The organism is bacterium, assembly GCA_016699995.1.
Lineage (GTDB): Bacteria > Patescibacteriota > Doudnabacteria > UBA920 > UBA920 > UBA920.
The window spans coordinates 243,598-256,143 of the sequence record CP064996.1 but is presented as its reverse complement, the minus strand read 5'-3'; the positions used below and the strand labels follow the sequence as shown (position 1 = coordinate 256,143).

15 protein-coding genes and 1 pseudogene are annotated in these 12,546 nt (G+C 46.0%); 2 read left to right on the top strand and 14 right to left on the bottom strand.

What is annotated here, in order from left to right; translation table 11 throughout:
• Positions 1-20 precede the first annotated feature (20 nt).
• The gene (locus IPM19_01345) at positions 21-701 is read right to left on the bottom strand and encodes a hypothetical protein (protein QQS23192.1); all 681 of its coding nucleotides are present in this window, start codon (positions 699-701) and stop codon (positions 21-23) included.
• Between the two features lie 347 nt (positions 702-1,048).
• On the opposite strand from IPM19_01345, the gene IPM19_01340 reads away from it, so the two are divergent.
• A complete protein-coding gene (locus IPM19_01340; GenBank protein ID QQS23191.1) occupies positions 1,049-2,971 on the top strand; it encodes a hypothetical protein in 1,923 nt (640 codons plus the stop codon).
• Between the two features lie 65 nt (positions 2,972-3,036).
• Here the strand turns inward: IPM19_01340 and IPM19_01335 are convergent, their stop codons facing one another.
• Both IPM19_01335 and IPM19_01330 read right to left on the bottom strand, forming a co-directional pair.
• A complete protein-coding gene (locus IPM19_01335) occupies positions 3,037-5,592 on the bottom strand; it encodes a type IV secretion system DNA-binding domain-containing protein (GenBank protein ID QQS23190.1) in 2,556 nt (851 codons plus the stop codon).
• Between the two features lie 92 nt (positions 5,593-5,684).
• Positions 5,685-6,065: a hypothetical protein gene (locus tag IPM19_01330; GenBank protein ID QQS23189.1), complete on the bottom strand. Its 381-nt coding sequence runs from the start codon at positions 6,063-6,065 to the stop codon at positions 5,685-5,687.
• 123 nt (positions 6,066-6,188) lie between these two features.
• Between IPM19_01330 and IPM19_01325 the strand changes: the two genes are divergently transcribed.
• Positions 6,189-7,157, top strand: a complete 969-nt coding sequence (locus IPM19_01325) for a hypothetical protein (GenBank protein ID QQS23188.1) — start codon at positions 6,189-6,191, stop codon at positions 7,155-7,157.
• Between the two features lie 103 nt (positions 7,158-7,260).
• Here IPM19_01325 and secY read toward each other — a convergent pair whose 3' ends face one another.
• From secY to rplN, 11 genes and pseudogenes are all read right to left on the bottom strand, one after another.
• Positions 7,261-8,538 carry a preprotein translocase subunit SecY gene (secY, locus tag IPM19_01320; protein QQS23187.1) on the bottom strand — a complete coding sequence of 426 codons (1,278 nt, stop codon included), beginning with the start codon at positions 8,536-8,538 and terminating at the stop codon, positions 7,261-7,263.
• A gap of 167 nt (positions 8,539-8,705) precedes the next feature.
• Positions 8,706-9,137 (bottom strand): 50S ribosomal protein L15, encoded by a 432-nt coding sequence (rplO, locus tag IPM19_01315; protein ID QQS23410.1) that lies wholly within the window; start codon positions 9,135-9,137, stop codon positions 8,706-8,708.
• Between the two features lie 57 nt (positions 9,138-9,194).
• Positions 9,195-9,680, bottom strand: coding sequence for a 30S ribosomal protein S5 (gene rpsE, locus IPM19_01310; protein QQS23186.1), 486 nt, complete (start codon positions 9,678-9,680; stop codon positions 9,195-9,197).
• Between the two features lie 14 nt (positions 9,681-9,694).
• A complete protein-coding gene (locus tag IPM19_01305) occupies positions 9,695-10,048 on the bottom strand; it encodes a 50S ribosomal protein L18 (GenBank protein ID QQS23185.1) in 354 nt (117 codons plus the stop codon).
• A 4-nt stretch (positions 10,049-10,052) separates the two neighbouring features.
• Positions 10,053-10,634: pseudogene (rplF, locus tag IPM19_01300) on the bottom strand (50S ribosomal protein L6).
• Between the two features lie 16 nt (positions 10,635-10,650).
• A complete protein-coding gene (locus tag IPM19_01295; protein ID QQS23184.1) occupies positions 10,651-10,854 on the bottom strand; it encodes a 30S ribosomal protein S8 in 204 nt (67 codons plus the stop codon).
• A 55-nt stretch (positions 10,855-10,909) separates the two neighbouring features.
• On the bottom strand, positions 10,910-11,044 hold the full coding sequence (gene rpsH, locus IPM19_01290) for a 30S ribosomal protein S8 (GenBank protein ID QQS23183.1): 135 nt from the start codon (positions 11,042-11,044) through the stop codon (positions 10,910-10,912).
• A gap of 16 nt (positions 11,045-11,060) precedes the next feature.
• A complete protein-coding gene (locus IPM19_01285) occupies positions 11,061-11,255 on the bottom strand; it encodes a type Z 30S ribosomal protein S14 (GenBank protein ID QQS23182.1) in 195 nt (64 codons plus the stop codon).
• A gap of 8 nt (positions 11,256-11,263) precedes the next feature.
• Positions 11,264-11,803 (bottom strand): 50S ribosomal protein L5, encoded by a 540-nt coding sequence (gene rplE, locus IPM19_01280; protein ID QQS23181.1) that lies wholly within the window; start codon positions 11,801-11,803, stop codon positions 11,264-11,266.
• Between the two features lie 4 nt (positions 11,804-11,807).
• Positions 11,808-12,131, bottom strand: a complete 324-nt coding sequence (gene rplX / locus IPM19_01275; protein ID QQS23180.1) for a 50S ribosomal protein L24 — start codon at positions 12,129-12,131, stop codon at positions 11,808-11,810.
• 9 nt (positions 12,132-12,140) lie between these two features.
• Positions 12,141-12,512, bottom strand: a complete 372-nt coding sequence (gene rplN, locus IPM19_01270; protein QQS23179.1) for a 50S ribosomal protein L14 — start codon at positions 12,510-12,512, stop codon at positions 12,141-12,143.
• Positions 12,513-12,546: the final 34 nt, after the last annotated feature.

The following is a 12,546-nucleotide window of genomic DNA, read 5'->3' as shown; positions in this document are numbered from 1 at the left end:
GGTAAAAAAAGATTCGCGCACTATTGCGCTGCCGGCGGGTTTGCCGGGCCTTGCTGAGGAACCACGGTGGCTCCCAGTCGAATTGTGATCGGAGCGACCTCGTAGTTAACGGGGACGAATACCCCGTTTTGGTTCTGCTGCGCGGCCGGCGCAGGTGCGGGCTGAGGAGCCGGGGCCGGATAACCATACGGGTGGTATTGATAACCGGGGTTGTACGCCACCGGCACCGGCTGAGGGGCCGGCGGGTTTGCCGGGTAATTGTACACAGTACCACCGCCGTTACCACGACCTCGCACGAGTGCGTAAATCGCAGCGGCGATTAGCGCCATGATACCGATCCAGAAGATCAGCCAGCCCAGACCACCAAGGTCCGGAAGAACGAAGAAGCTTGGAAGCTTGTTTTCGATCACCGTGACCCGCTTTTCAAGGTTCTCGTGGTCGGCCTGATTGGCTTTTCCCGCGAGGTCGGCCTTGTCAGCTTTACCGTCGCGAAGAGCAGCAAGCTCTTCGTCCTGGCGCTTGTTATCGGCCCGTGCGACACCATCCGCTTTCGGACAGGTTACGCAGGTACGCTTTTTGACGACCGTAGTAGCCTTCTTCTTGGCGACCGGACAATCGTCACCGCCGCCAGCAAGGGCCGGCGAAACGAAACCAAACGTGAAAACAGCAAACAGTACAAAAGTAATAATCTTTTTAAACATAGTGCCCTCCTTTAGGCGATGTTTGAAATCTCTGGTCAAAATGCTGACCGTTACAATGTCGCTAACCAATTTCTTGGCGCTACGCTACAACGGTCTGCACTGTGCATGACCTGAGGAAAATTGCTTTACTCTTGGGCAAATTGATTATATCCCTCATAAACCAATTTTCCTCAGGAAATTCACTGTATTTAGTTTGAAGGATTAGTATACACTATTTTTAAGTTTTTGTCAAGGGTAAAGCCAAAAAACCCTTTATTTATTGACAAAACAGGTAAAATATGCTATTTTAATAAGTCACTGAAATTTGTGACGATTTCAAATATAAAGAGGAAATATTGAGGTAAAAGATGGTTGATAAAATGCTGTCCAATGGTACAAAGAACCATTGGATTTCGAAGTGGCTGGTAAAACTGACCGTCATTTGGACGTTCTATGTTTTACCCTGGCTGACGGTAGGAGCAGCAGCCGCTTTGGCGCTCACCTACCTGTTCGTAACTCTGGCATACGGCGCGATATGGTTGATTTTAGGTTTTACCTTATTGATCGTTTCAAGCTATGTGCTAGGCAAACTTGTTCACAAGCCTGAACTTTTCGCAAACCGGCCAAAGCTCTTCAGAGCTATTGAGATCGGCAATGCCTTCCTGCGATTCATTCGCAGGGGTCTTGGAAAGCTTCACTCTGTACAAATTGAGTACGCCAAAATCGCCGGTAAATGGTTCATGGCTTTACCGCTCCGAACCAGGCTAATAGCTATCGGCGTTACGCTCGCTTTCGTTATTCCGGTTTCGGTATTCATTTCGATTAAAACGGTCGAAACAGTTGCATCGAAATGGCCTTATGGACGAAACCGCGGAGACATGAGCGTAGAAGATCTGGCAAAGCGCAAGGAGAACCGCATCAACCACGCCATGTGGGCAGTGTGGGGACAAAAGGATGCTACCAAGAATGCAGAGCGTATGGGTCAATTCCGGAATCTGATTGAGAATGAGGCCAATGCCAACGGCATCACTCCCAATCGCCTGGAAGCTCAGCTATTCGTAGAGAGCGCCAGCAGTACCGACAAAGTTAACAACACGTCGGGTGCGGCAGGCATTGCTCAGATTATGTTGAGTGTGGGATGCGAAGAAGGCTTAATCGCCGACAAAGCATTCTGCAAGCGAGCCCGTGCGAAGAAGATGAAGTTCATCCCCAAAGGTGAAAACATCGACGACAAACGGCTTAACCCGTCCGCGGCTGTTCCCGTAGCTGCATCGATCCTAGGCAAGGCGACCAAATACTGGGGCGACGAAAACTGGGCTTTCGTCCAGTACCATATGGGTCAGGGCTTCCAGCGCAAGCTGGTAGTTCATTACCTGGATGAAGTCTACCCAGGCTGGAGCAAAGAATTTCCGATCGACCGATCTAATGTTCCTGGCATGAAAAACGTGCAAAGGTTCCAGATCAGCGACCCGGACAGGTCCATTCCCAAAGCCATAGCCAAATACGGCTTTACGTACGACGACATATTTTTCCGGTGCACTCCCACAAAGACACCGAAAACATATTCGTTCTTGTATAGGCTTGAGGACAGTTCTGCCACCTACGTCTACACCGGCCTAGCCGCCCTCAAAGGCTTCGAGCTAATGAGGAGCGATCGTACTGCCTTCGACAAGATGGTAGCCGAACAGCAGGATCCGGACGGCGGTTTGGCCAACCGGCCGATGCGCGCGTGGTACGGTGATGACGAAGCGGTGTATAATACTCGCCAAGACATCGACCTTGCTGCCAAGCGGGGAGAATTAGTATCGGTACCTGACAATGCCAAATATGGGTTTGTCCTCCGCACTACCGGACAAAACCCCGTGGGCGAATGCGATCCTGAACACAAAAGTAGCTACTACTACACCAGGAAAGCAACCACCGGCATGATATTCTTCATCGCTGCTAAGGTAAAGGAGCAAGAGGGTACAGACCCGTTCGAAGTGACCGGATTAATCCGGTCGAACTGGATGTACGACGTGAGAAAGTGCCTGCCCCAAACGCAGCCACGGACGCACGTAATCGGTTCCGCATTCGACATTGGCGCCAATATCAAAGGCGCTCCGATGTCGGCGAAAACGCGGCGAGCATTGATCTTCGTGATCCGCGATCTTCGAGCAGACGGTCTTATAGACCGTATTGCAGAAGGTACAGCCGATCATATCGTTTATAACCCGGAGTTCCAAAAGTTCTTCGAGGATATCTACGACGACACGATCTCGCAGCAATCGCCTTTGATTGTTGAACCGTAGGCCAAATTCTTTTACCTCTTTCGCTGAAAAGCATCGAAGCGTTCTCTCCCGAGAACGCTTCTTTTTTAAACTGTTTTTTCTATAGCGCCAGGACCGGCGGCCATCATGTCGGCAATCTGACTAGCCTCTAGAATTTCCGTTTCTACATCGCTGCGCGGCCGGCCAAACTTTAATCGCGACAGCTGGCGAATAGCGCCGGCGGTTTTCTTTTGCTCTTCGTTTGGCTTAGGGAGCGGATACGTAGCGATGTTAAACGGTTTACTGGCTGTACCGTTGATCATTAGCTTTACAAAGGCATTAAACCGATCAACATTCAATAAATCAAATTCATTGAAGGTTGGCGCAAACTCTTTAGCCATAGTCTCGGCATCCTCTACACCGATACGGAAAGTAACCATGCTGCCAGCATTACCGAATACAGCGTCACGCAAATCGTTACTGCCGGCTCCTTGCGCACCGGCTCCTTGCGCGAGCTGAGCCAAGAATTGGTGGCCAATAATCAAATTAAGTCTGTATTTACGCGCTTCACTCAGAATAGAAGAAAATGCATCGGTGATAAAGTTTTGGAATTCATCTACATAAAGATAGAAGTCCTGGCGTTCGCTTTCCGGAATATCAGCGCGGGACAATGCAGCCATTTGGATCTTACTAACTAAAATCAAACCGATAAGTTTAGCATTCATCTCCCCCACTTTTCCTTTAGCCAAGTTAACCAGCAAGATCTTTTTGTTGTCCATTATCTCTCGGAAATTAAAAGAACTCTTTGGCTGACCGACGATATTGCGCATCATAGAATTTTCTACGAAGCGGCCAACTTTGGAAACCAAATAACCTAACATCTCCGACTTGTGGAAGTCCGAAGTCTTGGCCATTTCCTTTTCCCAAAATGCCCGAACAACTGGATCGCGGAGCTTGGAAACCTTATACTTCTGAAATTCCGTATCTGTAAAAATACGCGGAATTTCTACCAACGTGCCTGGGCTTTCTTCGTCTGCCATCAGCGTTAACATCGCATTGCGCATATTATGCTCAAACATCGGTCCTAGCATAGCCGGATCGGTGACCAATTTATAGAAAATGGAAATCATTTCCTGCACAGCAAAGTCTTTTTGCTCTTCGCTGGTAACCTCAAGCATGTTTAAGCCCATCGGCCTGTCGGTATCGAATGGGTCAAACAGAATAACATCTTCAGCTCGCTCCTTAGGAATGTGTGGCAATACGTCTTCGATAAAGTCGCCGTGGGGGTCGATAATACAAACGCCATCGCCGTTCTGGATATCCTGTACAGACATATACTTCATGATTTCGGTCTTACCCACACCGGTACGGCCGAGAATGTACATATGACGGCGGCGGTCATCTCGGCCCATATGAATCTTAGTCTCTGTGCCGCGGTAAATATTGCGGCCGATTAATACGCCATCTTCGTGCAAGTTAATCGGCGGTGGAGCTTTCTTAGAAAGCAGCCATTTGATATTTGGGGTTTCTAAAAATGGAGTTGGCAGATGCCAAATACTGGTCAGCTCTTCGGTATTCAAGATTGCCTTGCGGCCGTAACGGCGATAAATCCGGAAAATATAATCTTTGATAATTCGCTTTTTAGAACGGCGCTTAACGCGAAAGCCATTAAATGGCGGCATGCTGTACTGCAAAAAAGATGCAGTGAGGTTGTGCATATTAACCTTGGCAGTATTGGCGTTTGGCGATGCGGTGATGATGCGGATATTGCTGTAAAACCCTGGCCGGCTGGCTTTTTCTTCAAAGCGCTTGACCATCTCCTGCTGCATGGGCGTTAGATTAATAGCCATATAACGTCCGGATAAGTCCGTACGCTGACTGCGCTGATCGTCGGTCAGCTTGCCGCCGCCGATAACTGTATTCTTTAATTCGCCGCCGACTTCCTTTCCAAATCTTCCCAGAGCGCTCTTAGCAACTACGTTGGGATTTTTTCCCTGCTGAATTTCCAAAGCCATATGGCGCGGGCGATGCTGCCAATGATGGCCGGCCGGATACAGAATCAATTGAATGACCGCGCCATCTTCTTCACCTAACTTGGACATGGCGTTAGTAAGCGCATTCAGCGGATCGGTTTCCATATTGCGATAAGTGCGCACCGGGAACATATAGGCTTTATTGAGCTTTAACTCAGTCGCTTCGATAGTGCCGTTAGCCGGAAACGGATTGTAGCCTTTGATCTCCTCGATAAAGGCGTGGGGGTATTGAGCCTGAATCTGCTTTTCGATTAGCTCCTGCAAGTTGCGCGGACAGTTAATGAAAAAAGAAATCTTTTTTTCTATACAGGCAATTTCGAAACTGATGTATTCGCGCGGCTGCCAAAACCAATTCTCGTGGCTTATGCCAGACAGAGTGGTATAAAGCTGTTCGGCAATAGAAATTAGATTTTTCTTTTCTTCATCGCGCTGATACTTTTCTTTATCTTCGCTATTATCTTTAGGCATCTGGATTTCTAAAAACACCCAGTTCTTGGTGCGAGGCAGAATGACTTTCTTATAGTACCAGTGGCGGTGCAAATAATACGCCAGGATAGACAAAAACACTACTACTAAAAGACCCAGTAGCAGTGAAGCAAAAATAATAGTATTAGTTTCTAATCCGAACATTTATTTGTTTTGGTTTTTGAGTTTTTATCTCAGATGATTTTACAATTCACTGCGCATGAACCTATGTCCGAATAAAAGCGGCTGAATAGAAGCTATTTTCCGCCGTTAAGGATGTCTAGCAGCGCTTTAGCTGTAGAGCTGTCTGCCGGATTAATCCTGTTCTCTCCGGTTAAAAGCTTGCCGGTTTCATCCTCTATTTGCTGTGGAGTTTCATTTAGCACAGCTTCCGGCGCCGGTACGAACGTTTCTACTTGCGATTGTTCATATTGCTGACCTGCTGCTGCCGGTTCTTCTTCTAGCGCATTTCCCTGTTCGGAACTGCCGGGCTGAGCTTCGTAGCCCTGATGTTCTGCTCCGCCTTCCTGGCCTTCTAATTGTCCTTCCTGCCCGTGAATAATCTGCTCGGACTCATTTGGAGAGTGCCCAGCTTCGGGTGAATTTAGGTCTGGAGTATTACGCAATAAATCAATCATATTGCCATCATTATACCACAAAAGTATAAAATGTAGCTATCTTTAGGGAATTCAATACATGGCGCGGTACTTGACATTTATGTAAAAAATAAGTAAAATAAAACTTAATCCTTAGGAGGTAATATGTCATCAATTGATAATATGGCGAAAGCCTATTTGGATTCTACCAGTTTTGACTGGCTGATGCCGGAACTAGAGGAATTTTGGAAAGATAGCATCAAACCCCCTACCAGAAAAGAATTATATTCCAGGATAGGCGGTTTAATCGGAAATATATTGTTTGCGTTTTTAGTTGCTTCAACCATAGGAGTCTTCATCATCGACCCTTACTTCCCTGAATTTGGGGTCCCCTGGCTAGCACTAAGAATTGGGTTAGGGTTCCTTTGCGCAGCCATCGGCAGCTATCTGGGTGCCAATTTCTTTTATCTTAAAGATCGCACCGAGCGCATTTTAAGAAGCTCAAAAAGAACATCTACCCAGGTGGGTAAAATGAGGGGACAGTTTCTCATAGACCCAATCTTTCGCATGGATGAGATGCATAAATTCCTCAGCGAGTGTAAAATACCAGCACTCAGGATCAAATTCGAAAACGCTAAGGCCGACGTAAGCTCTGCATTACATAGCTTAAGATTCGAGCTGGAAAACGATCTGAGCAAGATCGAAAGAATTATTCAGGAAGATAGATTCCTAAATACAAGCCAAAAAAAGGCGGTCGAAGAGACACGGGACAACATCGCTTCTCAACTCAGCGCCATCCGCGCCCCTGAAGAATTGATAGCAGTGAGAGACCAAACAGAAGCCCAAATGCAAATAGCAGAACAGGTTTCCAGAGAACTAAGCAAGATGGTCAATGACCTGCGTAGCGTATCAGAGGCTGACCCTCTCATACAAAAATATGCTGGGGGTAGCTATGAATCGGTTAATGATACTGCAACACGCCTATTTGAAGGACAAATAAACAAACTCCGTGAGATAGGGTCTGAAGTGAGCAAAGTCAATAACGTCGGAATAGATATGGTCGATAATGCTAAGCAGCTAAACTCTGGCCAATCGCCTATGGATAAGCTGATTGCCGATAAAAGCACAGCCTAAATATTACCAATTTAAAAAATAACCTCGTCAAATTGACGGGGTTTTTTATTGGCCATGTAATAGAGTTTAAACAAAATTAAAAACCCTCTTGCGAGGGTTTTAATTATTTCTGATAGTCATGCATGGTCAGCTGGGCTTCCACTTGCTTGATGCTTTCAATAACCACCGCTACAACGATCAACAAGCCGGTACCACCAAAGGTCAGCGCCTGCGTGCCGGTAAAATACTGAACGATAAAAGGAAGGATTGCAATCAAGCCCAGGAACAAAGAACCAGGCAAAGTAATACGATTCAGAACTTTGTACAGATAGTCGGCAGTCTGTTTGCCAGGGCGAATACCCGGGACAAATCCGCCGCTGCGTTGCATATTTTCGGACACTTCATCTGGATTCACAACGATGTTCGTATAGAAGTAAGTAAACATCACAACTAATACAAAGTAGGCCACACCATACCAAACGCCCTGATTGTTGGTAAAGTCAATCGCCTTCTGCGCGTATTCTGCAATGATTGGGGTTTTAGCGTTTAAGAAGAATTGGGCAATGATCGCCGGGAATAGCAATAAAGAAATTGCAAAAATAATCGGGATTACACCGGCTTGGTTTAAGCGCAGCGGCAAGAAGGAGTTTACTCCGCCGACTTGCTTATCCCCTGCCACGCGCTTGGCGTATGTAACCGGTACGTTGCGCTGGGCTTCGCTAACCATAACCACGCTAGCAATTACCACCAAGATCGCCACTGCAAACGCAATAATTGTCGGCAGCTGGCTTGGATCATAAAGTTGGATCAAAGAACCAACACTGGTTGGGAGCTGAGAAACGATACCCGCAAATATAATTAAAGAAATACCGTTACCAATCCCGTATTCGGAAATAATTTCACCGATCCACATGATGAACATAGTGCCGGCTGTAACGGTCAACAAAGTTAAGAACCACTGGAAAGGAGAAAAAGTACCAAGGAGTTCTGCACCGCCTTGACTTTGCAATAATCGGATAGTTCCAAACCCAGAGAGTACCGCCAAAGGGATGGTTAAGAAGCGGGTGTATTGATTAATCTTCTGTCGGCCGGCTTCTCCGCTTTCCTTCTGCAGCTCAGTCAAAGAAGGCACGATCATGGTCAATAACTGCATAATAATAGATGCGGTAATGTAAGGACCGACACCAAGCAGTACAATAGAAAAGTTGCTCAAGCCTCCGCCTGAGAAAATATTCAATAAGTTTAAGAACTGATTGCTTTCGAAGAAGGCGCGAAGACCAGTTACGCTGATCCCAGGGATTGGAATATGAGATAAAACACGGGTAGCAAGGAGCAGAAGAAGCACCATGAAAATCTTCCAGCGCAAATCTTTTGTTTTCCAAATTAAGCTTAATTTGTTCATATTTAGTATTATACTCTACCCGGAGATTCGGGTCTAATTGATTTATGGGATAAGAAATAAAACAGCTCACAGTGAATTTTTGGTCAAAGGAGCCTCACTGCCCAGACCAGCGAAGCTGGTCGTAGCTGTTCAGCGACGGTGATCAAAAATTCACTGTGAGCTCTGATTTATTTAACTGAACCGCCTGCTGCTTCGATTGCAGACTTAGCAGTGCCAGATGCGGGAACTTTTACTGTTAGCTTGCGCTTTAACTCACCCTTCAAGAGTTTAACTTTCTTAGTGGTAGAAGCAACAATGCCTTTAGCGATCAAGCTGTTCAAAGTTACTTCGGCACCGTCGTCAAACTTGTTAAGCAAGTCGAGCTTAATCGCTTGAGCGTTTGGCGCCAAGCTCTTAAAACCGCGAAGCTTTTTAATCTGGCGTACCAGTGGCTGACGTCCGCCTTCGAATGCTGCCGGAGACTTAGAGTGACCGCTGCGAGCCTTCTGCCCTTTTGCACCACGAGTAGAATAGGTACCATGACCACTACCAATACCGCGGCCGACAACTTTGCGGCGCTTAGTGGATTTTGGATGACGTTTTAATTGATGAAGTTTAATCATATATTTAAATTACGCTGCGAATTATTCGCTGCAGTTAATTAGGCGCGGCTCTTTTTAATATCTTCTTTGCTGCGCATCATTTTGAAAGCTTCTGTATGCAGCACGAACGTTGTTAGTCTTATTGTTAGAACCGATCATTTTGCTGATCACATTCTTAACGCCTGCCATGTCTAATACGCTGCGAACAGCACCGCCGGCAATCGCACCGGTACCAGGACGGGCTGGGATCATTAGCAGTTTGCTAGCCTTATATTTGATATTAACTTGATGAGGAATGGTATCATTCACAATCGGTACAGTAATCATGCTTTTCTTAGCGGCATTCACAGCTTTGTTTACAGCTCCGGTTACATCCATACCTTTGCGCAAGCCAATACCAACTTTGCCTTTGTGGTCACCAATTACCACCAAAGCACGAAAACGCATACGCTTACCGCCGCCGGTTACGCGGGTTACGCGGCTAATTTCTACCACTTTCTGGTCGAATTCGCGGGCTTCGCCGCCGTCTCTTTGATTGTTTCTGCGAGGTCTCTTATCCATATATTTGAATTAAATTAAAATTGTAGCCCAGCTTCGCGAGCTGCGTCTGCTAATGCTTTAACTCGGCCGTGGTACTTGTAGCCACCGCGATCAAACACAACTGCTTTAATACCAGCTGCGGTTGCTTTCGCTGCGATGTCTTTTCCAACATTAACAGCCTGGTCTACTTTTTTACCGGTAGCCTTCAGATTAATACTAGAAGTAGCGGCTAAAGTCTTGCCAGTAACGTCATCGATAATCTGAGCGTAGATCTGAGTATTAGAACGGAACACGCTTAAACGAGGGCGAGATTCGGTACCGCTAACACGGCTGCGAACGCGACCTTTGCGTAAGTTATGCTTTAAAATTTTGTGCTGTTGTTTGTTCATATGTTTACTTACCTACTGCTTTAACAACTTTACCAGCCTTGCGCAGGATAGTTTCATCGCTATAACGGATACCTTTGCCTTTGTAAGGCTCTGGCTTCTTTAATTCGCGAATATTTGCTGCAACCTGACCGACTAATTGCTTATCAATACCGGTTAAAGTAACCGTGGTTTGATACTGCTGGATAGTTACTTTAGCTGGATCTTTTTCGACTTTTACTTCAATACCAGTTGGGATTGGAAAATCAATTGGGTGAGAGAAACCCAAGTTCAAAATTAAGCTCTGGCCGCGGCTTTCTGCCTTAAAACCTACGCCGACGATATCGAGCTGCTTAGTGTAGCCGGTGGTTAAGCCGTCTACCATGTTCTGAACCAAAGCGCGGAACAAACCCCAAAGAGCTTTTTCTTGCTTATTCTCTTTCTTTGCAACGTCTACAGTCACTTCCCCCATCCTTAACTTCTACCAAAACCTTTGGGTGAATATCTAATTCTAAACTACCCTTGCTACCTTTGATAGTAAGATGATTGTCTTTTAGCTCGGCAGTAATGCCTTGCGGTAAGATGACTGGTTTTTTCCTATTCTACTCATATATTTAAAATTATCCCTACCAGACTTGGCAGATTACTTCACCGCCAATGCGGTCCTTGCGGGCACGCTTATCTGTAACTAGACCTTTAGATGTAGATACTACAGTCACGCCGAAACCGCCATTAGTGCGAGGAATTTTGGTAACTGGCAAATAGATTCTTTGGCCTGGAGTACTAACGCGTTTCACGCCAGAGATGACCGGGCTTCCCGCCTTGATCATACTTTAAAATTGATCTGCAGCATTTTGACGCGGCCTGGGAGTTCGTTAACGCCAGCTACAGTTCTTCTTCTAAAAGGACTTTAGCTAAGCTGTGTTTGAACTTGGAGTAAGGCATGACTAAATCGGCCTTGCGGCTAGCCAGGGCATTGCGAATGCGGGTTAACATGTCGGAAATTGGATCTGTGTACATATAATTAGATTTAGTTCTACCAGGAGGACTTGGTTACACCAGGGATTTCTCCACGGCTAGCTAGTTCTCGGAAGCAAATACGGCAAAGAGAGAAGTCTCTCATGAAAGCCGCTTTTCGACCACACTTAAAACAACGGCGAATTACTCTGGTAGAGAATTTCGGCTTTGTTAAGCTTCTATTTGCTTTTGCGATTAGAGATTTTTTAGCCATTGTTTTAATTAATCCTTAAAGGGAAACTTCATTTGCTTTAATAATTGGTATGCAGGTTCGTCTTCTCCTGCGTTCGTTACAATCGTTACCTGAAGACCGAAAATATGTTCGAGTGCATCCTGAGAAATTTCTGGGAATACGAGATGCTCTTTAAGACCAAGGTTATAGTTACCGCGACCGTCGAAACCTTTGCGGGAAACGCCACGGAAATCTTTAACGCGAGGCATGCCGATACTGATAAGCTTATCCAGGAATTCATACATACGGGTTCCGCGCAAAGTGACAGTAAGGCCGACTTGCTGGCCTTCGCGGATTTTGAATCCAGCGATAGACTTGCGTGCCATAGTTTCTACGGGAGCCTGACCAGCCAGCTTAGTGAAATCTTTTTTCAAAGATTCCATAAAGCGGTTATCTTTTAGGAAACGGCCGACACCCACGTTAAGGTTGATCTGCTTGATCTTCGGCACAGCCATAATATTCTTGTAGCCGAATTTTTCCTTTAGAGCTGGAACGATCTCTTTATTATATTGTTCTTGTAAACGGTTCATAATATTAGATAGCCTTTCCACTCTGCTTAGCGATTCTCTGCTTAGTGCCATTTTCCAGGATCTGGTAGCCGATACGGGTTGGATTGCCAGAATTTGGATCGACAACCATCACTTTGGAAGCAGCCATAGCTCCAGCGAAAGTAATTCGCTGACCCGGCTGACCAGCACGACGGCTGCGCTCGAACTTAGTATGCATGTTGACGTTTTCTACCACTACTTTTCCAGCAGTAGGAAGAACGCGCAACACTTTTCCAGTCTTACCTTTATCTTTACCAGACAAAACCTTTACGGTGTCGCCTTTCTTAATTTTTAACTTTGCTTTACTCATATATATAAATTAGATAACTTCTGGTGCTAATGACGCAATCTTTGCGAAACCGGCATCACGAACTTCGCGAGGGATCGGACCAAAGATACGGGTACCTTTCGGTTCGCCTTTTTCCTTATCTACCAATACGCCAGCGTTTTCATCAAATCGGATGTAAGAACCGTCCTTGCGGCGGATTTCTTTCTTAGTGCGGACAATTACAGCGTAAATCTTATCGCCTTTCTTAACCGAACCATTAGGCGCGGCCTGACGAACGCTACCAGCAACAATGTCACCAACCCGGGCGTAACGTCGCTTGTTTTTTCCGTTCACGCTGAACAAGTTGACGACTTTAGCGCCAGTATTGTCTGCTATTTTAATGTAAGATCGAATTTGTAACATACGATTATTAAAAGATTAAGTAATGCACGGGTCG